This is a genomic window from Variovorax sp. PAMC 28711, assembly GCF_001577265.1.
Classification (GTDB): Bacteria; Pseudomonadota; Gammaproteobacteria; order Burkholderiales; family Burkholderiaceae_C; genus Variovorax.
In genome coordinates this window covers 1,205,962-1,226,123 of record NZ_CP014517.1, presented here as the reverse complement: position 1 = coordinate 1,226,123, position 20,162 = coordinate 1,205,962, and the positions used below count along the sequence as shown (strand labels likewise).

Annotated in this window: 20 protein-coding genes; 17 read left to right on the top strand and 3 right to left on the bottom strand. The window is 66.2% G+C overall.

Annotation, left to right across the window (positions count from 1 at the left end; genetic code table 11):
- Positions 1-75 precede the first annotated feature (75 nt).
- Positions 76-1,956 carry a glutamine--fructose-6-phosphate transaminase (isomerizing) gene (gene glmS, locus AX767_RS06190; RefSeq protein WP_068629613.1) on the top strand — a complete coding sequence of 627 codons (1,881 nt, stop codon included), beginning with the start codon at positions 76-78 and terminating at the stop codon, positions 1,954-1,956.
- 21 nt (positions 1,957-1,977) lie between these two features.
- Here the strand turns inward: glmS and phnN are convergent, their stop codons facing one another.
- From phnN to phnF, 3 genes are read right to left on the bottom strand one after another with little or no spacing between them, the layout of a single operon-like run.
- The gene (gene phnN, locus AX767_RS06185; protein WP_068629611.1) at positions 1,978-2,547 is read right to left on the bottom strand and encodes a phosphonate metabolism protein/1,5-bisphosphokinase (PRPP-forming) PhnN; all 570 of its coding nucleotides are present in this window, start codon (positions 2,545-2,547) and stop codon (positions 1,978-1,980) included.
- The gene (locus AX767_RS06180; protein WP_156480972.1) at positions 2,544-3,257 is read right to left on the bottom strand and encodes a DUF1045 domain-containing protein; all 714 of its coding nucleotides are present in this window, start codon (positions 3,255-3,257) and stop codon (positions 2,544-2,546) included. The genes phnN and AX767_RS06180 overlap by 4 nt, the downstream gene beginning before the upstream one ends.
- A 4-nt stretch (positions 3,258-3,261) precedes the next feature.
- Complete coding sequence (phnF, locus tag AX767_RS06175) at positions 3,262-4,017, bottom strand: phosphonate metabolism transcriptional regulator PhnF (protein WP_068629607.1); 756 nt, start codon at positions 4,015-4,017, stop codon at positions 3,262-3,264.
- A 75-nt stretch (positions 4,018-4,092) separates the two neighbouring features.
- Between phnF and phnG the strand changes: the two genes are divergently transcribed.
- The 16 genes from phnG to AX767_RS06095 all read left to right on the top strand — a co-directional run bounded on the left by phnG (position 4,093) and on the right by AX767_RS06095 (position 20,137).
- On the top strand, positions 4,093-4,617 hold the full coding sequence (gene phnG / locus AX767_RS06170) for a phosphonate C-P lyase system protein PhnG (protein ID WP_068629605.1): 525 nt from the start codon (positions 4,093-4,095) through the stop codon (positions 4,615-4,617).
- On the top strand, positions 4,614-5,231 hold the full coding sequence (gene phnH, locus AX767_RS06165) for a phosphonate C-P lyase system protein PhnH (protein WP_068629603.1): 618 nt from the start codon (positions 4,614-4,616) through the stop codon (positions 5,229-5,231). Before phnG ends, phnH begins: the two co-directional genes overlap by 4 nt.
- Before the next feature lies 1 nt (position 5,232).
- Positions 5,233-6,324: a carbon-phosphorus lyase complex subunit PhnI gene (locus tag AX767_RS06160; protein WP_068629601.1), complete on the top strand. Its 1,092-nt coding sequence runs from the start codon at positions 5,233-5,235 to the stop codon at positions 6,322-6,324.
- Positions 6,321-7,202, top strand: coding sequence for an alpha-D-ribose 1-methylphosphonate 5-phosphate C-P-lyase PhnJ (locus AX767_RS06155; protein ID WP_068629600.1), 882 nt, complete (start codon positions 6,321-6,323; stop codon positions 7,200-7,202). The genes AX767_RS06160 and AX767_RS06155 overlap by 4 nt, the downstream gene beginning before the upstream one ends.
- Complete coding sequence (gene phnK / locus AX767_RS06150; RefSeq protein ID WP_068629598.1) at positions 7,199-7,987, top strand: phosphonate C-P lyase system protein PhnK; 789 nt, start codon at positions 7,199-7,201, stop codon at positions 7,985-7,987. The genes AX767_RS06155 and phnK overlap by 4 nt, the downstream gene beginning before the upstream one ends.
- Positions 7,984-8,700 carry a phosphonate C-P lyase system protein PhnL gene (gene phnL, locus AX767_RS06145; protein ID WP_068629596.1) on the top strand — a complete coding sequence of 239 codons (717 nt, stop codon included), beginning with the start codon at positions 7,984-7,986 and terminating at the stop codon, positions 8,698-8,700. The genes phnK and phnL overlap by 4 nt, the downstream gene beginning before the upstream one ends.
- The gene (locus tag AX767_RS06140) at positions 8,697-9,851 is read left to right on the top strand and encodes an alpha-D-ribose 1-methylphosphonate 5-triphosphate diphosphatase (RefSeq protein WP_068629594.1); all 1,155 of its coding nucleotides are present in this window, start codon (positions 8,697-8,699) and stop codon (positions 9,849-9,851) included. The genes phnL and AX767_RS06140 overlap by 4 nt, the downstream gene beginning before the upstream one ends.
- Positions 9,852-9,960: 109 nt before the next feature.
- A complete protein-coding gene (gene phnC, locus AX767_RS06135; protein ID WP_068629592.1) occupies positions 9,961-10,821 on the top strand; it encodes a phosphonate ABC transporter ATP-binding protein in 861 nt (286 codons plus the stop codon).
- Positions 10,822-10,865: 44 nt separating this feature from the next.
- Positions 10,866-11,816: a phosphonate ABC transporter substrate-binding protein gene (phnD, locus tag AX767_RS06130; protein ID WP_068629589.1), complete on the top strand. Its 951-nt coding sequence runs from the start codon at positions 10,866-10,868 to the stop codon at positions 11,814-11,816.
- 45 nt (positions 11,817-11,861) lie between these two features.
- A complete protein-coding gene (gene phnE, locus AX767_RS06125; protein WP_068629587.1) occupies positions 11,862-12,668 on the top strand; it encodes a phosphonate ABC transporter, permease protein PhnE in 807 nt (268 codons plus the stop codon).
- Between the two features lie 9 nt (positions 12,669-12,677).
- Positions 12,678-13,247 (top strand): phosphonate degradation HD-domain oxygenase, encoded by a 570-nt coding sequence (locus AX767_RS06120; RefSeq protein ID WP_068629585.1) that lies wholly within the window; start codon positions 12,678-12,680, stop codon positions 13,245-13,247.
- 102 nt (positions 13,248-13,349) lie between these two features.
- Positions 13,350-15,614: a catalase/peroxidase HPI gene (katG, locus tag AX767_RS06115; protein ID WP_068629582.1), complete on the top strand. Its 2,265-nt coding sequence runs from the start codon at positions 13,350-13,352 to the stop codon at positions 15,612-15,614.
- 140 nt (positions 15,615-15,754) lie between these two features.
- Complete coding sequence (locus AX767_RS06110) at positions 15,755-16,300, top strand: DUF4304 domain-containing protein (RefSeq protein ID WP_068629580.1); 546 nt, start codon at positions 15,755-15,757, stop codon at positions 16,298-16,300.
- Between the two features lie 89 nt (positions 16,301-16,389).
- Positions 16,390-16,725, top strand: coding sequence for a type II toxin-antitoxin system Phd/YefM family antitoxin (locus AX767_RS06105; RefSeq protein WP_068629578.1), 336 nt, complete (start codon positions 16,390-16,392; stop codon positions 16,723-16,725).
- Positions 16,718-17,098 (top strand): type II toxin-antitoxin system RelE/ParE family toxin, encoded by a 381-nt coding sequence (locus tag AX767_RS06100; protein ID WP_068629576.1) that lies wholly within the window; start codon positions 16,718-16,720, stop codon positions 17,096-17,098. The genes AX767_RS06105 and AX767_RS06100 overlap by 8 nt, the downstream gene beginning before the upstream one ends.
- 18 nt (positions 17,099-17,116) lie before the next feature.
- On the top strand, positions 17,117-20,137 hold the full coding sequence (locus tag AX767_RS06095; protein WP_237288567.1) for a helicase-related protein: 3,021 nt from the start codon (positions 17,117-17,119) through the stop codon (positions 20,135-20,137).
- Positions 20,138-20,162 lie beyond the last annotated feature (25 nt).

The following is a 20,162-nucleotide window of genomic DNA, read 5'->3' as shown; positions in this document are numbered from 1 at the left end:
GCGACTATTTGGAAGCATTGTTTGTCGCGAGCTCTCTAAGATTCCTGCTCCACCCACTCATCAAGGCGGCATCCCATGTGCGGCATCGTCGGCGCGGCTTCGAGCCGCAACATCGTCCCGGTCCTGGTTCAGGGCCTGCAGCGGCTCGAATACCGCGGCTACGACTCCTGCGGCGTGGCCGTGCACGCCGGCGGCTTGACCCGCGCACGCACCACGTCGCGCGTGGCCGACCTGCTCACGCAAGTGGCTGAAGACCACATCGAAGGCCTCACCGGCATCGCGCACACGCGCTGGGCCACGCACGGCGCGCCGGCGGTGCACAACGCGCATCCGCATTTCAGCCACGGCACCGGCGAAGGCGCAGAGAACACCCGTCCGGCCCGGATCGCGATGGTGCACAACGGCATCATCGAAAACCACGAAGCGCTGCGGGACGCATTGCAGGCGCGCGGCTATGTGTTCCAGAGCCAGACCGACACCGAGGTCATCGCGCACCTGATCGACAGCCTCTACGACGGCGACCTGTTCGAAGCCGTGAAGGCGGCGGTGCTGCAACTGCATGGCGCCTACGCGATCGCGGTGATCTGCCGCGACGAACCGCACCGCGTGATCGGCGCGCGGGCCGGCTCGCCGCTCATCCTGGGTGTGGGCAAGGACGGCAGCGAGAACTTCCTCGCCAGCGACGCGATGGCGCTGGCCGGCGTGACCGACCAGATCGTGTACCTCGACGAGGGCGACGTGGTCGACCTGCAGCCGGGCAAGTACTGGATCGTCGACCGCGCGCACAAGCCCGTGACGCGCACGGTGCGCACTGTGCAGGCGCACAGCGGCGCCGCTGAACTCGGGCCGTACCGGCACTACATGCAAAAGGAAATCTTCGAGCAGCCGCGCGCCATCGCGGACACGCTCGAAGGGGTGCTCGGGATCGCGCCGGAACTGTTCGACGGCGTGGATGACAACGGCGCGACCCGCGCCAGTGCGCACCGCGTGTTCGCCGAAATCGACAAGGTGCTGATCCTTGCGTGCGGCACCAGCTACTACAGCGGTTGCACGGCCAAGTACTGGCTCGAAGGCATCGCGAAGATCCCGACGCAGGTCGAGATTGCGAGCGAGTACCGCTACCGCGATTCGGTGCCCGACCCGAAGACGCTCGTCGTCACCATCACCCAGTCTGGCGAAACGGCCGACACGCTCGCTGCGCTGAAGCACGCGCGCAGCCTCGGGATGGAGCAGACGCTGACCATCTGCAACGTGGCCACCAGCGCGATGGTGCGCGAGTGCAAGCTGGCCTACATCACGCGTGCCGGCGTCGAGATCGGCGTGGCGTCGACCAAGGCGTTCACGACGCAGCTGGCCGGCTTGTTCTTGCTGACGTTGGCGCTCGCGCAGGCCAAGGGCCGGCTCAGCGACGCCGACGAAGCGCGCTACCTGAAGGAGATGCGGCACCTGCCGGTCGCGCTGCAGTCGGTGCTCGCGCTGGAGCCGCAGATCATCAGCTGGTCGGAAGATTTCGCGCGCAAGGAAAACGCGCTGTTCCTCGGCCGTGGCCTGCACTACCCGATCGCGCTCGAAGGCGCGCTCAAGCTCAAGGAAGTGACCTACATCCACGCCGAGGCCTACGCGGCCGGCGAGCTCAAGCACGGGCCGCTGGCGCTGGTGACGAGCGAGATGCCGGTCGTCACCGTGGCGCCGAACGATGCGCTGCTCGAAAAGCTCAAGAGCAACCTGCAGGAAGTGCGGGCACGCGGCGGCGTGCTCTACGTGCTGGCCGATAGCGACACGAAGATCGTCGGCAGCGAAGGCCTGCACGTCATTCGCATGCCGGAACACTACGGCGCGCTCTCGCCGATCCTGCATGTGGTGCCGCTGCAATTGCTGGCGTATCACACGGCGTGCGCACGCGGCACCGATGTCGACAAGCCGCGCAATCTGGCGAAGAGCGTGACGGTGGAGTGAGCACCCCGCCGTGCGCGGCGATCACTCGCCCGACACGGCGTTCGCAGCGTCCAGGATGAGCTTTTGCAATGAGGCGCCGGCGTCCTCCAGCGCGCCGTCGTTGGCTATGTCGAACACGGAGATGCCGGAGGGCGGTCGAAACGAAAGCGACCGCAGCACGCGCTGTTCGACTTCCGCGGCGGTTTCCCGGCCGCGCTGCGCGAGCCGCTGCTTCAGGGTGTCGAGCCCGGCGGTGATGTGCACCACCGTCAGTCCGGGGTGCCGCGCGGCCGCCACGTCGAGGTAGGCACGCGAGCCGTTCACGACGACCACGCCGTTTGCACCGCACGCGACCAGTTCGGTCTCGCGAATCCCGTAGCGCAAGCCGTTCGCCTGCCAGTCCAGCGCGAAGGCGCCGCCATCGCGCAAGCGCTCGAACGCGGCTTCGTCGACGCTCTCGTGGTCCTCGTCACCGGGACGCGCGGCGCGCGTGATTGTCCGGCGGGCAAACGCGATTCTTGCGGCCAGCGGTGTGCGCGATTTCACCCAGGCCAGCAGGCTGTCCTTTCCCGCGCCCGACGGGCCCATCACATAGATCAGCGTCGTCGTCATGTGCCCAGCGCCGTCTGGGTCTTGCAGAGGAAGTCGCTGCCCGGCGCGGGCTCCGAAAAAAGGCTGATGGCATCGAAGCGACACGGCGGAAGCTTCTCGACAGCTTGCTGTGCGCCATTCCTCAATGCAGCGACGACCTCGGGCGGGACGCCACGCAGCGAGCCAGTCAGCGACATGTGGAATCGAAACTTCTGGAGCACGAACGGGTAGCCCCACCGCACCAGCAACGCGTCTTCTTCGACACTCAGTTCAGCGGCACGCCGGCGCGCCAGATCGGCGGCCGACAGGGGTGCGGCGAAGGTGTGCAGCCCGATGACGCAGGCACCGGCGACGGTGTCGAGCAGGACGCTCGGTGTGGACGGTACCAGCGCCAGAAAGTCGTCGAGCATCGTGACTTCCAGCGTGGGCAGGTCGAAGGCGTCCCACGCGTGGCACAGGGCGCCGATGCCATCCCGCAGCGTCGCCGCACTCACGGCCGGCGCCAGCGCAAAGGGTGCCTTCAACGTGGCATGCCAGCCGTATCGACGCGGTGCGGCCGTCAGCGCGCGCTGCAGCTCTGGCGGCACGCCGGGGATCTTCGGTTGCGTTCGCGGCTCGCCCGTCGCCGCACAGCGGCCGAGCCAGCCGCTGCCGAATTCCCACCAGGCGCTGCCCATCGCCGGCGCGTAGTAGGCGGCGTAGCGGTGGGCGGCTCTCGCGGTCGCGGTCATCGGTTCATTCATCGGGGGTCACCGTGAGTGCGACGCGGTCGCCGGCGAACCAGGCGTGCGCGTATTCGATCGGGACGCCGGCCGGGTCGACATTGGTGCTCTCCACGCTCAGCACCGGTCGTTGCGCGGACTGTCGCAAATGCACCGCGACATGGGGCTCGGGCATCTGCGCGGTGATGCGGCTGTCGCGCCGCGTGTAGTCGTCCACGCCATGCGCGACAAAGCCGGCGGTGATGGAGCCGGTCTCGCGCACCACCGCCTCCAGCCCGGCGAAACGCGGCAGCGGAAAGAAACGATCGCTGTAATGCAGCGGCTGCCCTTCGGCCTGGCCGATCACGTTCAGGCACAGCAGGTTGCTGCGCAGCGGCACCGCCAGCGCGCGCGCCTGCGCGGCGTTCGCGCGCACGGTGGATGAGGCGACGACTTCGAGCGTGCCGCGCAGGCCTGCCAGCGCCAGGCGCTGGTGATGTCGCGGGCGCCGCGTCATCGCGAGGTCGACCGCGAACTCCTCCACGTAGGTGCCGCTGCCCTGCGTGACGCGCAGCAGGCCCTGGCTGCTGAGGTTCGCGAGCGAGCGCCGGATGGTGTGTCGATTGACGCCGAACTGCTCGGCGAGCGCGTGTTCGGACGGCAGTCGCTGCCCCGGCGGATACACGCCGCGCGCAATGGCTTCGGCGAGTTCCGCGGCGATGCGAGTCCAGAAACTGTCGCGGGGTGCGCGAACGGGAAGGGGGGCGATGGGGCTGATGGTGCTTGTCATGAAACCGTCTTGGGCGCTCCCTAAGCTCGCGCCAGTTGTCTGATTTGTCTATACAACTTCCAGAGTAGCACCTTCATGTTTCATGCCTTTGACAGTCAACCCGCCAACCTGCCGCTCCAACGCGCGCAGTGGATGGCGGTGCTCGCGCGCACGCCCTTGCCGCTTCTCGAATCCGCACTCGGCGAGGCGACGGCCGCCACGGCCGGCGCACCGCAGTGGCTCCGCCGACCCGAGACCGGCCTCGTCATGGTGCAGGGCCGCGCAGGCGGAACGGGCGAGCGTTTCAACCTCGGCGAGGTCACGGTCACGCGCTGCGCGCTGCGCCTGTCCGGCGCGCAACAGCCGGACGCCGCGGTGGGCGTGGCCTACGTGCTCGGTCGATCGCACCGGCATGCCGAACTCGCCGCCGTGGCCGACGCGCTGCTGCAAGACCCGGCGCAGCAGGCCGCACTCGACACCCGGCTGCTCCAGCCTGCGCAGAGCCACATCGCTATGGAGCGCGCCCAACGGCATGCCCGCGCGCAGAGCAGCAAGGTCGAATTCTTTACCGTTGCACGCGAAGCCGGCGGTCGCAACGAAGACGAGGACGAAGCCGAATGAGCGCAGCTCGTCTCTCCACCCTCGGCGCCGGCTTTTCCGATGCGTCGATGGGCAGCCAAGCCGTGTTCCGCGCCGCGCTGCAAGCGCTGTCGCACCCGGGGCGCATCGTCGATCTGCCGCACGATGCCCAGGTGCCGTCGCACGGCCATGCGGCGTCGGCCGCGTTGCTGCTGGCCTTGCTCGACCCGGACTGCCGACTCTGGCTGTCCCCTTCGCTCGCCGGGACGGACGCCGCCCCCTGGCTGCGCTTTCACACGGGCTGCGTGCTGGTCGACGCGCCGGCCGAAGCGCAGTTCGCGTGGATTGCCAGCGGCGACGCGACACCGCCGCTCGAGGCGTTCGCGCAGGGCAGCGACACCTATCCGGACCAGTCCACCACCTGCGTCGTCGACGTGGCCGCCCTGACGGCGAACCCTGCCGGCGGCTGGACGCTGAGCGGACCCGGCATCCAGAGCTCGGCACACCTTGCGGTGGAAGGCTGCGACGCCGACAACTTCGTCGCGCAGTGGCGCGCCAACCACGCTGCGTTTCCGCGAGGTGTCGATGTCTACCTGGCCACGCCGCGCCAGATCGTCGGCCTGCCGCGCAGCACCCGTATCGAACAGGAGGCTTGAGATGTACGTGGCCGTCAAAGGCGGTGAAGCCGCCATCCTCAGCAGCTACCGGTTGCTGGCCGAGCAACGCCGCGGCGACGTGGGCACGCCCGAACTCTCGGTGGCGCAGATTCGTAAGCAGCTCAAGCTCGCCGTCGATCGCGTCATGACCGAAGGCTCGGTGTACGACCCCGAACTTGCGGCGCTGGCCATCAAGCAGGCCGCGGGCGACATCGTCGAGGCGATTTTCTTGCTGCGCGCTTATCGCGCGACGCTGCCGCGCCTCGGCAACAGCGTCGCGCTGGACACCGCGCGCATGGCGCTCGACCGCCGCATCTCGGCGACCTTCAAGGACCTGCCCGGTGGCCAGGTGCTGGGCGCGACCTACGACTACACGCAGCGGCTGCTCGACTTCGCATTGCTGGCCGAGGGCCATGCGGCCGAACACCCGAGCGGCACCGATCCGGACGCCGATGCTGCACCGCCGGCCGTCACGCCGCGCGTGGTCGATCTGCTCAACCACGAACGCCTCATCGAAACCCATCCGGTGCCGCCCGGCGATCCGGCGCCGGTCGACCTGACCCACACGCCGCTGCGCTTTCCGGCCGATCGCGCCACGCGGCTGCAGAACCTGGCACGCGGCGACGAGGGCTTTCTGCTGGCCATGGCCTATTCGACCCAGCGTGGCTACTCGCACAGCCATCCCTTCGTCGGCGAGATCCGCTTCGGCACCGTTGCGCTGGAGCTGGCCCCCGAGGAGCTGGACTTCACCGTGTCCATCGGCGACATGGAAATCACGGAGTGCGAGATGGTCAACCAGTTTGCCGGCAGCAAGACGGAGCCGCCGCAGTTCACCCGCGGCTACGGGCTGGCCTTCGGCCACAGCGAGCGCAAGGCGATGGCGATGAGCCTGGTCGACCGCGCGCTGCGTGCCGAAGAACTCGGCGAGCCGGTCGAGGCGCCCGCGCAGATGCAGGAGTTCGTGCTGTCGCACAGCGACAGCCTCGAGGCCTCGGGCTTCGTGCAGCACCTGAAGCTGCCGCACTACGTCGACTTCCAGGCCGAGCTGGAACTGGTGAGAAAGATGCGCGCGAGCGCCGGAGCCGCCGAATGACCGAAACGACCTACAACTTCGCCTACCTCGACGAACGCACCAAACGCATGATCCGGCGCGCGATCCTCAAGGCCGTCGCCATTCCCGGCTACCAGGTGCCCTTCGGGTCGCGCGAAATGCCGCTGCCCTACGGCTGGGGCACCGGCGGCATCCAGGTGACGGCGGCAGTCATCGGCCCGCACGATGTGCTGAAGGTCATCGACCAGGGGTCCGACGACACCGTGAACGCGGTGAACATCCGCCGTTTCTTCGAGCGCACGACCGGCGTCGAGACGACCACGCGCACGGCCGAGGCGACGCTGATCCAGACCCGGCACCGCATTCCGGAAACCCCGCTGGCCGAAGGCCAGGTGCTGGTCTACCAGGTGCCCGTGCCCGAGCCGATGCAGCGCCTGGAGCCGCGCGAGGCGACCACGCGCACGCTGCACGCGTTGGCCGAATACGGGCTGATGCACGTGAAGCTGTACGAAGACATCGCGCGCTACGGCCACATCGCGACGACCTACGACCACCCGGTTCTGGTCAACGGGCGTTACGTGATGTCGCCGTCGCCGATCCCGAAATTCGACAACCCCAAGATGCACATGAACCCCGCGTTGCAACTGTTCGGCGCCGGCCGCGAGAAGCGCATCTACGCCGTGCCGCCCTACACCCCGGTCGAGAGTCTGGGCTTCGAAGACCATCCGTTCGAGGTGCAGCGCTGGGACGATCCGTGCGCGCTGTGCGGTGCGACCGACAGCTTCCTCGACGAGGTCATCACCGACGACCGCGGCACGCGCATGCACACCTGCTCCGACTCCGACTATTGCCAGTCGCGCCAGGCCGCGCACGCCTCCACACCGGCTGCGGTCGTGACCACCGAGCAGGTGCCCGCATGAACGCGACGGCTTCCGCCCTTCCGTTGCTGCGCGTGCGCGGCATCGGCAAAAGTTACGGGGGCCGCGTGGCCCTGCACGACGCGTCGTTCGACCTCTGGCCCGGCGAAGTGCTGGCCGTTGTCGGCGAGTCAGGCTCGGGAAAGTCGACGCTGCTCAACGCCATCGCAGCCCGCAGCCGCCCCGATGCGGGCAGCGTCGAGTTCCAGGTGCGCGGTGGCGCGCTGGAAGATGTGTTCGCCATGAGCGAGTCGCAGCAGCGCCTGCTCGCGCGCACCGATTGGGGCTTCGTTCATCAAAACCCGGCCGATGGCCTGCGCATGGATGTGTCGGCCGGCGCCAACGTGGGCGAACGGCTCATGGGCCTGGGCGAGCGGCACTACGGTCGCGTGCGCGCCGCTGCCGCCGAGTGGCTGCAACGCGTGGAGATCGATCCGGGCCGCATCGACGACGCGCCGCGCACCTTCTCCGGCGGCATGCGCCAGCGCCTCCAGATCGCGCGCAACCTGGTGACCCAGCCGCGCCTGATGTTCATGGACGAGCCGACTTCCGGGCTCGACGTCTCGGTACAGGCGCGCCTGCTCGACCTGCTGCGCCAGCTCACCCGGCAGATGCAGCTCGCGGCCATCGTGGTCACCCACGACCTCGCGGTGGCCCGTCTGCTGGCGCACCGGATGATCGTCATGCAGCAGGGCCGCGTGGTCGAAAGCGGGCTGACCGATCAGGTGCTCGACGACCCGCAACACGCCTACACCCAACTCCTCGTTTCATCGGTACTGCAGCCATGACCCCACCTCCCGTGCTCACCCTCGAGGGCGTCGCCAAGCGCTTCACCCTGCATCACCAGAACGCGCTCAGCCTGCCCGTGTTCGATCGCGTCGACCTCAGCGTGAGCGCCGGCGAATGCGTGGTGCTCGACGGTGCCTCGGGCCTCGGCAAGAGCACGCTGCTCAAGCTCATCTACGCCAACTACCGCGCCAGCGCCGGGCAAATCACGGTGCAGTCAGCCGACGGCCGGATCGACGTGACCGGCGTCACGCCGCGCGAGCTGGTGAAGCTGCGACGCGACACGATCGGCTACGTGAGCCAGTTCCTGCGCGTGATCCCGCGCGTGGCAGCGCTCGATGTGGTGGCAGAGCCGTTGGCGGAAGACGCAGGCGACGATCCGGCCGCGCTCGAAGCGGCCCGCGAACAAGCGCGGCGATGGCTCGCACGGCTTCGCATCCCGGAGCGGTTGTGGCACTTGCCGCCCGCCACGTTCTCGGGCGGCGAACAGCAGCGCATCAACATCGCCCGCAACATGATCAAGCCCAAGCCGCTGTTGCTGCTCGACGAACCGACGGCGTCGCTCGACGCGGCCAACACCGCCACCGTGATCGCGCTGATTCGCGAGGCCACTGCCCGCGGCGCCGCCACGGTCGGCATCTTTCACGACGCCGAAGTCGGTGCCGCGGTCGCCACGCGCCGCGTCAACGTCGGCGACTTCAGGACCACGCCATGAGCTCCTCGACGGTTTTCTCCAACGCCCGCATCGTGCTTCCCGGCGAAACGGTCACGGGCTCCCTCTTGGTCGACAACGGCCGCATCACCGCGATGCACAGCGGACCCACCGCGGCCGGCACGATCGACCTCGACGGCGACTACTTGCTGCCCGGACTGGTCGAGGTGCATACCGACAACTTCGAGCGCCACCTGATGCCGCGCCCCAAGGTGCAGTGGGGGGAGCTCCCTGCGCTGATGGCGCACGACGCCGAAGTGGCGGCGGCCGGCATCACCACCGTGTTCGATGCGCTCGGTGTGGGCGAGGCCGATCCGGAGAGCCTGCGCGGCAGCACCTGGCACAAGACGCTCGCCACGCTCGATGCGTGCGCCGCGCAGGACCTGCTGCGCGCGGACCATCATCTGCATGTGCGCTGCGAGCTGCCGGCGCCCAACACCATCGAGCTGTTCGCGCCGTTTCACGGTCATCCGCGGCTGTCGCTGATCTCGTTGATGGACCACACGCCGGGGCAGCGGCAATGGGAAAACATCGAGGTCGCCCGCATCTATTACACCGGCAAGAAGGGCTGGAGCGACCGCAAGTTCGATCAGCGGGTCGCCGAAGCCGGTCAACTGCAGGAAGCGTTCGCGGCGCCGCACCGTCAACACTTTGTCGACTACTGCCGGGAACACGGCATCGCGCTGGCGAGCCATGACGACACCACCGTGGCACACGTCGAGCAGGCGCATGCCGAGGGCGCCAGCATGTCGGAATTTCCGACCACGCTGACCGCAGCGCGCGCTGCACGCGAGCGCGGCATGGCCAACGTGATGGGCGGGCCGAACGTGGTGCGCGGCGGCTCGCATTCGGGCAACGTGGCCGCGGCTGAGCTCGCGCGCCACGGGCTGCTGGACATCCTCTCGTCGGACTACGTGCCGAGCAGCCTGCTGGGTGCGGCGATGCGTCTGGTGGACGACGACATCGTGTCGCTGCCGCAGGCCGTGGCCATGGTGAGCGTGACGCCGGCGCGCGCAGCGGGTCTTCACGACCGGGGCGCGCTCGAGGCCGGCTTGCGCGCAGACCTCGTGCACGTGCGCATCGTCACGCTGCCCGACGGCGCGCGGCATCCGGTGGTCCGCGCGGTGTGGCGCGAGGGCCGGCGTGTGCTCTGAGCGAGCAGGCCCACGCTGACACACCCGCGTCGCCGAAATGTCGCCACGGCGTCACATGCGATGAAGAGACTCCCTTTGCTGTTGTCTAGACGACCTTGAAAAGAACGCCATGAATCCACTCCTGCGCATCCGCCACCTCGACAAGCATTTCGCCAACGGGAAACATGCCCTGCGCGACATCAACCTGGACATCGCCCGCGGCGAGATGGTCGCGCTGATCGGCGCGTCCGGCTCCGGCAAATCGACGCTGCTGCGCCATGTGGCCGGGCTGGTGGCCGCGGACGGCGGCAGCGAATCGATGATCGAAATCGACGGGTGCTGCGTGCAGCAAGGCGGCCGCATCCATCGCGACATCCGCAAGGTGCGCTCGCAAGTCGGTTTCGTGTTCCAGCAGTTCAACCTGGTGGCGCGCCTGCCGGTGCTGGTCAACGTGCTGGTCGGCTCGCTGCATCGCATGCCGTGGTGGCGCAGCTGGATGCGCATGTTCAATGCACAGGAGCGCGCGCTGGCGCTCGATGCGCTGTCGCGTGTCGGCATTGCGGACTGCCACGCGCAACGCGCCTCGACGCTGTCCGGCGGCCAGCAGCAACGCGCCGCGATTGCACGCACGCTGGTGCAGGGTGCGAAGGTGGTGCTGGCCGACGAGCCGATCGCCTCGCTCGATCCCGAGTCGTCGCGCAAGGTCATGGAAATCCTGGCCCGCATCAACCGGGAAGACGGCTGCACCGTGGTGGTCTCGCTGCACCAGGTCGACATTGCCATGAAGTACTGCGCGCGCGTGGTGGCGCTGAACCAGGGCCAGGTGGTCTTCGACGGCCCGTCTGCTTCTTTGACCCCGGCGCTGCTGCGCTCGCTCTACGGCGTCCAGGCCGAAGAGCTGCTGCGTCCTGCAACGCCATCGGCGGAAGGCGCGAGCGTGCACGTGTTGCCGCAACCCCATGCGATGCCGTGGGCTGCGCAGGCGGCCTGACGGTCTTTCTCTTTCTTCCCCTCCATCCGCTTTCGGAGTCATCCATGATCAAGAAACTCATCGCAGCCATGGCCCTCGGCCTCGGTATGGCCGGCGCCATCGCGCAGGACATCAACTTCGGCATCATCTCGACCGAGGCCACGCAGAACCTGAAGGGCGACTGGCAGCCGCTGATCGACGACATGAGCCGCCAGACCGGTCTCAAGGTGACTGCCTTCTTCGCCCCCGACTACGCCGGCGTGATCGAGGCGATGCGTTTCAACAAGGTTCAGATCGGCTGGTTCGGCAACAAGTCGGCCATGGAAGCCATCGACCGTGCGAACGGCGAAATCTTTGCGCAGATGGTCAACGCCGACGGCAGCCAGGGCTACTACTCGCACCTGATCGTCAATCGCGAGAGCCCGATCAACACGCTCGACGATGTGCTCAAGAGCGCGAAGAACCTGAGCTTCGGCAACGGTGACCCGAACTCGACCTCGGGCTATCTCGTGCCAGGCTTCTACGTCTTCGCGCAGAACAAGGTCGACGCCAAGACGATCTTCAAGGTCACGCGCAGTGCAAACCACGAGACCAACGCGCTGGCCGTGGCGAACAAGCAGATCGATGTGGCGACCAACAACAGCGAGAACCTCGAAAAGATCCAGCAGCGTTTCCCGGAGAAGTTCAAGGCCATCAAGATCGTCTGGACTTCGCCGCTGATCCCGCTCGACCCGCTGGTGATGCGCAAGGACCTGCCGGAAGCGACCAAGGCCAAGATCCGCAACTTTTTCTACAACTACGCGAAGACGGATGCGCGCGAGAAGGAAGTGATCATGAAGATCTCCAAGCTCTCGGGCTTCAAGGAGTCGAGCGACAAGCAGCTCACGCCGATCCGCCAGCTCGACCTGTTCGGCCAGCGCACGAAGGTCGAAGCCGACGTGGCGCTGAACGACGCCGACCGCAAAACGCGCCTGGCCGACATCGACAAGAAGCTGTCGGCGCTGACCGCGCAGTAAAGCGCGCCTCATCACGCCGCCACGCCCGCCGCTCCGATCGCCACCATGGAACCCACGATCCAGATCGTTCGCCCGCCACTGGCGGTCGTGCCTGTGCCCAAACGCAGCCTCGCGTGGCATTTTTCATGGGCCGCCCTGCTGATCCTGCTGGCAGCATCCTGGAAGGGCGCCGACATGCGCCCGCTGGACCTGTGGCGTGACGGCGGCAACATGGCGACCTACGCGGCGGAGTTCTTCCCGCCCAACTTCACGCAGTGGCGGATGTACCTGCAGGAGATGGTCATCACGCTGCAGATCGCGCTGTGGGGCACGGCCCTGGCCGTGGTCACCGCCGTGCCCCTGGCGCTCCTGGCCTCGGCCAACATCGTGCCGTGGTGGGTGTACCAGCCCATGCGGCGACTGATGGACAGCTGCCGCGCCATCAACGAGATGGTGTTCGCGATGCTGTTCGTGGTGGCGGTCGGGCTGGGCCCGTTTGCCGGCGTGCTCGCGCTGTGGGTGCACACGACCGGCGTGCTGGCCAAGCTCTTTGCCGAAGCCGTCGAGGCCATCGATCCGCAGCCGGTCGAAGGCATCCGCTCGACGGGCGCGAGCGCGCTGCACGAGATCGTCTACGGCGTGCTGCCACAGGTCATGCCGCTGTGGATTTCGTACGCGCTCTACCGCTTCGAGTCGAACGTGCGCTCTGCGTCGGTGGTGGGAATGGTCGGTGCCGGTGGCATCGGCGTGGTCTTGTGGGAAATCATTCGCGGCTTCCAGTACGCCGAGACCTGCGCTGTCATGCTGGTCATCGTGCTCAGCGTGAGCGTGATCGACCTGGTGTCGGCCCGCATCCGCAAGTTCCTGATCTGAGGGGTTGTCGTGGCGCTGACCGTGAACGAAATCGTGCAGCTGCTCCAAGGCCGCGGCCAGCAGCAATACGGAGGCGAAGCCATCAGCCAGCTCGACCATGCGTTGCAGTGCGCCGACCTGGCCGAACGGGCCGGCGAGAACGCCGAGACAGTGGTCTCGGCGCTGCTTCACGATCTCGGCCACCTGCTGGGCGACGAGCGCCCCGCGGTCGCGACCAGCCGCCCCGCGTCGCCTCCGCACGATGATCTTCACCAGTACATCGCGCTGCCGTTTCTCAGGGGTGTCTTCCCGGCCGCCGTGCTCAGTCCGATCTGCCTGCACGTCGACGCCAAACGCTATCTCTGCGCCACGCAGCCGGGCTACGCGGAGGCCTTGTCACCGGCGTCCGTGGCGAGCCTCGCATTGCAGGGCGGCCCGTTCGACGCAGCGCAAGCCGAGGCTTTCATGCGTTTGCCTTTCGCGTCGGAAGCGGTGCGACTGCGGCTGTACGACGACCAGGCCAAGGTGGTTGGCTTGCGCACCCCGACACTGGATCACTTCACGACGGTCATGGAAGTTGCCTGCAGCCACAACGTGTAGCGCCGCAGCGCTATGACCGGAATTAACTGCGCCTATTCGCTATCCGGCGGCTTCTGACACAGAATTTGCGCTTCCCCAAATTCAAAAAGCAGGAGTCTCCCGATGGCCGAAGAAAAGAGCGAAGCGAAGTGTCCATTCAGCCAGGCCACTGGCGCCGGCAGAACCAACCGTGACTGGTGGCCTCAGCAGTTGCGCGTCGACCTGCTGCATCAGCATTCGTCCAAGTCCGACCCAATGGGCCAAAACTTCGACTACGCCACAGCCTTCAAGAGCCTCGATCTCGCGGCGGTCAAGAAAGACCTCGCCGCGCTCATGACCGATTCGCAGGACTGGTGGCCAGCCGACTTCGGCCATTACGGCCCGCTCTTCATCCGCATGGCCTGGCACAGCGCCGGCACCTACCGCATCGGTGACGGCCGGGGCGGTGCAGGGCGCGGCCAGCAGCGTTTCGCGCCGCTCAACAGCTGGCCCGACAACGTGAGCCTCGACAAGGCGCGCCGCCTGCTGTGGCCCATCAAGCAGAAGTACGGCCAGAAGATCTCGTGGGCCGACCTGATGATCCTCACCGGCAACGTCGCCCTCGAAACCATGGGCTTCAAGACCTTCGGCTTTGCCGGTGGCCGCGCCGATGTGTGGGAACCCGACCAGGACGTGTACTGGGGCCGTGAAGACAAGTGGCTCGGCGGCGACGTTCGCTACAGCCAGGGTTCGCCGGGCGTTGAAGAAGCACATGGCGTGCTCGTGAAGGACGACGACAGCCAGGTCCCGCACACCCGCGACCTCGAGAACCCGCTGGCCGCCGTGCAAATGGGCCTGATCTACGTCAACCCCGAAGGCCCGGACGGCAACCCCGACCCGCTCGCCTCGGCCCGCGACATCCGCGACACCTTCGCCCGCATGGCGATGGACGACGAAGAAACCGTGGCACTCATCGCCGGTGGCCACACCTTCGGCAAGACCCACGGCGCCGGCCCGGCCGACAACGTGGCGCACGAACCCGAAGCCGCCGGCCTCGAAGCGCAGGGCTTTGGCTGGCACAACAAGTTCGGCAGCGGCAAGGGCGGCGACACCATCACCAGCGGCCTCGAAGTCACCTGGACGACCAAGCCCACGCAGTGGACCAACGACTACTTCGACCACCTCTTCGGCTTCGAGTGGGAACTCACCAAGAGCCCCGCCGGCGCCCACCAGTGGACCGCCAAGGGTGCCGAAGCGACCATCCCGCATGCGCACGACGCGTCGAAGAAGCTGGTGCCTACCATGCTCACGTCCGACGTGGCGCTGCGCATGGACCCGGCCTACGAGAAGATCTCGCGCCGCTTCCACCAGAACCCCGACCAGTTCGCCGACGCCTTCGCCCGCGCCTGGTTCAAGCTGACCCACCGCGACATGGGCCCGCGCGTGCGCTACCTCGGCCCCGAAGTGCCGGCCGAAGTGCTCGTCTGGCAAGACCCGATTCCGGCCGTCGACCATGCGCTGGTCGATGCGCAGGACGTGGCCGCGCTGTCGAAGAAGGTGCTGGCCTCGGGCCTGACGCCGGCACAACTCGTCGCGACCGCCTGGGCCTCGGCATCGACCTACCGCGGCTCCGACATGCGCGGTGGCGCCAACGGCGCACGCATCCGCCTGGCACCGCAGAAGGACTGGGCCGTCAACGAGCCGGCGCAGCTGGCCAAGGTGCTGTCGGTGCTCGAAGCCATCCAGGCCGAGTTCAACGCCGCACAAAGTGGCCATGACGCCGGCGGCAAGAAGATCTCGCTCGCCGACCTGATCGTGCTGGCCGGCGGTGCCGCCGTGGAACAAGCCGCCCGCGACGGCGGCCGCGACGTCAAGGTGCCCTTCACCCCGGGCCGCGCCGATGCATCGCAGGAACAGACCGACGTGCACTCGTTCGTGCCGATGGAACCGGCTGCGGACGGCTTCCGCAACTACACGAAGGCGCGCTTCAGCGTGCCCGCCGAGGCACTGCTCATCGACAAGGCGCAACTGCTCACGCTGACCGCCCCCGAGATGACCGTGCTGGTCGGCGGCCTGCGCGTGCTGGGCGCCAACGTCGGGCAAAGCAAGCACGGCGTCTTCACCCAGAAGCCAGGCACGCTGAGCAACGACTTCTTCGTCAACCTGCTCGACATGAACACCGCATGGACCTCGGTCGGCGGTGCCGGCGAGCAGTTCGAAGGGCGCGACCGCCAAAGCGGCGAACTGAAGTGGACCGGCACGCGCGCCGACCTGGTGTTCGGATCGAACGCGCTGCTGCGCGCGACGGCCGAGGTCTACGCCAGCGCGGACAGCCAGGCGAAGTTCGTGGATGACTTCGTGAAGGCTTGGGTGAAGGTGATGGAGCTGGATCGGTTCGACATCGTCTGATCGTCGATGCCTGGAGCGCGCACCGGCTGGTTGCGCGCTCCACCGGCTTATTCTTCGCGACCATGTCTCCAGCCAACCTGATCACAGCGGTCGTTCGAACCCACCTGAAGCCTCTGTTGACCGCCCGAGGATTCACGTCCTTGGGTTCGACCTTCAAGCGCCGGGTGGGGGAGGCCACACAGATCGTCAACGTGGAGCGCAGCTCGCGCAACGGTGCGCTCGCGGCGCGGTTCTACATCAACGGGTCCGTGTACCTGCCGGCGCTCGACGCGGTGATCGGCGAGCCCCTCATCGAAGACCCAGACGAGCCGTCGTGTCACGTACGCTTGCGACCGAACGACGCTGACCCCGACGCTCGACGGGAATACGACGTCACCTTGGACACCGATGCCGACTCCCTCGGCGCGGAGATCGCAAGCGATGTGACGGCGCTGCTCGACATGCTCGACGGCCTGACGACGCCGCAGGCTGCGGTGGCGCATCTTGCCGGGCGCAGGCTCGCTCAGTACGAACGCGTCTTCGGTTGGTACCTCAGCCAGAACGAGCTCGATCTGGCGAGTCGCTTCGTGAAGTCGCTCCACGCGGAGTTCGGCGGTGAACGCCGCTGGGCGATCTTCGCCGGTCGACTCGATGACGTTGCGCGTCGGGTGCGAGGCGACATTTCGTGCCGCGAGTGGGTTGGCTGAGGCGTACACCGCAACGTACAAGTCCATCAGCAGCTCTGTTCAAGTAGACTGCACAGAATTCTGTCATCTACTTCTTTCGGAGAGCCGCCATGGGATTCGCATCCAGTGATGTCGTCGCGTTCACGCAGGCCCGGGCCAACTTGTCCGAGTTGGCGGACCAGGCCAAGGCGGGCGCCGAGAAGATCATCACCAAGAATGGTGAGAGCTACGTCGCGCTGATCGATGCCGACCGGCTGGATTACTACCACCGCCTCGAACGCGAGCGCATTCACCTGCTCCTGATCGACGACGCCAAGCGCGGACTGGCCGACATCGCGGCAGGCCGTACCTTCGAGGCCGATGGCGCGCTCGCCAAACTTCAGCAACGCCGCGCCGCTGCGACCAAAACAGCAAGCCCCACCAAGCCCGCCAAGAAGCGTGGCTGACGCGCTGTACCGGGTCGAACTGACCGCGAGCTTTCTGGAGCGCCTGGAAGCCATCGAGGCCTTCCTGGTCGAAGCCGACGCTGGCTTTGCCTTCGACGCGTTGGTGGCCGAGTTGCGTGCCACGGTCATCCCCAACCTGCGCCGCTTTCCACGCATCGGCCGGCGCTATTTGGCCAACCCGCCACAGTCCGCCGAAGCGCTGGCGCAGCTTGCCGCGCTGCCTGCCGGCGCTCCAGACGCGCTGCGCGAATACCTGCATGGTGACTACCTGATGCTTTACGCAGCCACGGAGGCCGATGCCGCCGTGTACCTGCTGTCGATTCGGCATCACCGCCAACTTTCATTCGACTTCGCTGGGCTGTGGGCGAGCTGATCACCAGGAGACGTTGCCATGGAACTCATCGACAACATCAATCGCCTGCTCGGCGATGACCTGAAACGGACGATCCGACCCGGCGGGCGTCTGAAGATCGCCGCCTCCTGCTTTTCGATGTATGCGTATGAAGCGCTGAAGGACGAGCTGGAAAAGGTCGAGCATCTGAGTTTCATCTTCACGTCCCCGACCTTCGTCGCCGAGGAGGCGACCGACAAGATTCGAAAAGAGCGCAGGGAGTTCCACATTCCGCGGGCCGAGCGGGAGCGCAGCCTGTACGGCAGCGAGTTCGAGATCCAACTGCGCAACAAGCTGACCCAACGCGCCATTGCCAAGGAGTGTGCAGACTGGCTGCGGCGCAAGGCCACCTTCAAATCGAATCGCAGCAAAGCGCCCATGCAGCAGTTCGCTTGCGTGCAAGTCGCCGATGCGGACGCGACAGCGTACATGCCATTGCACGGCTTCACCGCCGTCGATCTGGGTTACCAGCCAGGCAATGCCGTCTCCAACCTTGTCAACAAGATGGACGAGCCGGCCTTCACCGCCACCTGGCTCAGCTTGTTCGATCAGATCTGGAGCGACTCCGAGAAGCTCGAAGACGTGACCGCGCAGGTTTGCGACCACATGGCGTCGGTCTACCAGGAGAACTCCCCCGAGAGCGTCTACTTTCTGATGCTCTTCAACATCTTCAACGAGTTTCTCGACGACATCGACGAAGACGTGCTGCCCAACGATCGCACCGGCTACCAGGACACCCTCATCTGGAACAAGCTGTTCAACTACCAGCGCGACGCGGCCACGGGCATCATCAACAAGCTCGAAACCTACAGCGGGTGCATCCTGGCCGACAGCGTTGGTTTAGGTAAGACCTTCACGGCTCTGGCCGTGGTGAAGTACTACGAGCTGCGCAACAAGTCGGTGCTGGTGCTTTGCCCCAAGAAGCTGGCCGACAACTGGCTCAACTACAACCGCAATCTCACTACCAACATCTTCGCCAAAGACCGGTTCAGCTACGACGTGCTCTGCCACACCGACCTCATGCGCACCAGTGGAGAGTCGTTCGGAACGCCGCTCAACCGCATCAATTGGGGGAACTACGACCTGGTCGTGATCGACGAGTCGCACAATTTTCGCAACAACGACATCTTCAAGGACAAGGAGACGCGCTACCAGCGGCTGATGAACCAGGTCATCAGAGAGGGCGTGAAAACCAAGGTGCTGATGCTGTCTGCCACCCCGGTCAACAACCGCTTCAACGATCTGCGCAACCAACTGGCGCTCGCCTACGAGGGCGACTCGGAAAATCTCAGCCCGAAGCTGCGTACCAGCAAGACTGTCGAGAGAATATTTCAGGACGCCCAGTCGGCTTTCAACGTGTGGGCCCGACTCCCGCCCGAGGCGCGAACCGCGCGTGCCATTCTCGATGCGCTGGACTTCGACTTCTTCGAACTGCTCGACAGCGTCACCATCGCGCGCTCGCGCAAGCACATCCAGACCTTCTACGACACCCAGGACATCGGGCCGTTTCCCGAGCGGCGTGCGCCGCTGTCCTTTCACTGCGCCATCACCGAACGTGTCGACGTGATGGGCTTCAACCAGATCTTCGAGCAGCTCTCGCTGCTCAAGCTCGCGGTGTACGCGCCCATCAGCTACATCCTGCCCAGCCGCCTCAAGAAGTACGAGGACATGTACGACACGCAGGTCAGTGCGAGCAACGTCACCTTCCGCCAGATCGACCGCGAGCGCAGCCTGCAGGCGCTCATGGTCACCAACCTGCTCAAGCGTCTGGAAAGCTCCGTCCATTCTTTCCGGCTCACGTTGGAATCGCTGCGTGACAACCATGCCAACACGTTGGACAAGATCGACGCCTTCCAGAAGAGCGGCGACACCGCGCTGGTGAGCGACCTCACCGATGCGCTCGAAGACCTGGATGCGGAAGAGGACGACATTCCGTTCCAGAGCGACGAGGAAATCGGCGGCAAGGTCAAGATCAACCTGGCCGACATGGACTTGCCCTCGTGGGAGCGCGAACTTCAGTCGGACCTGCGGGTCATCGAAGGCCTGCTGGCCTCCATGCACCTCGTCACGCCCGACCACGACGCCAAGCTCCAGCACCTGAAGGCGCAGGTGCTCGCCAAGATCGCCAACCCGATCAACCCCGGCAACAAGAAGGTACTGATCTTCACCGCCTTTGCCGACACCGCCGACTACCTCTACGCCAACCTCGCCCCTGAGCTGCTGGCGCGGCTGGAACTGCACAGCGCCAAAGTCACCGGCAAAGGGTCGCCCAAGTCCACGCTGAAGAAAAGCTACGACTTCCAGGAACTGCTCACCCTGTTCTCGCCGCGCTCCAAAGAGAAGGCCATCGTGCTGCCGGCCGAACCGGCCGAGGTGGACCTGCTCATCGGCACCGACTGCATTTCCGAAGGCCAGAACCTGCAGGATTGCGACTACCTCATCAACTACGACATCCACTGGAACCCGGTGCGCATCATCCAGCGCTTCGGCCGGATCGACCGCATCGGCTCGCCCAACAGCAGCATCCAGCTCGTCAACTACTGGCCCGACATTTCGCTCGACGAATACATCAACCTCAAGGAACGCGTCGAAAGCCGGATGATGATCGCGGACGTGACCGCCACCGGGGACGACAACGTGCTGAGTGCCCAAGCCAACGACGTGTCGTACCGCAAGGAGCAACTGCGCCGCCTGCAGGAAGAGGTGATCGAGCTGGAAGACCTGAAGACCGGTGTCTCCATCACCGACCTCGGCCTCAACGACTTCCGCATGGACCTGCTCAATCACGTCAAGGAGCATGGCGACCTGGGCCGCGTGCCCAACGGCATGCACGCCGTGGTGCCCAGCAACGCCGCGTTGGGCCTGCGGCCGGGTGTCATCTTCACGCTGCGCAACCGCCACAACGGGCTGAACCCGCCCAGCGGCGCACCGCAGCACAACCGGCTCCACCCGTATTACCTCGTCTGTTGGCGCCGGCCGAAAATTGACCCACCTGTGAGGGTTGTGCCGCTTCAAATTTGACCCGGGTGTTCAGCCTACCCTGCTG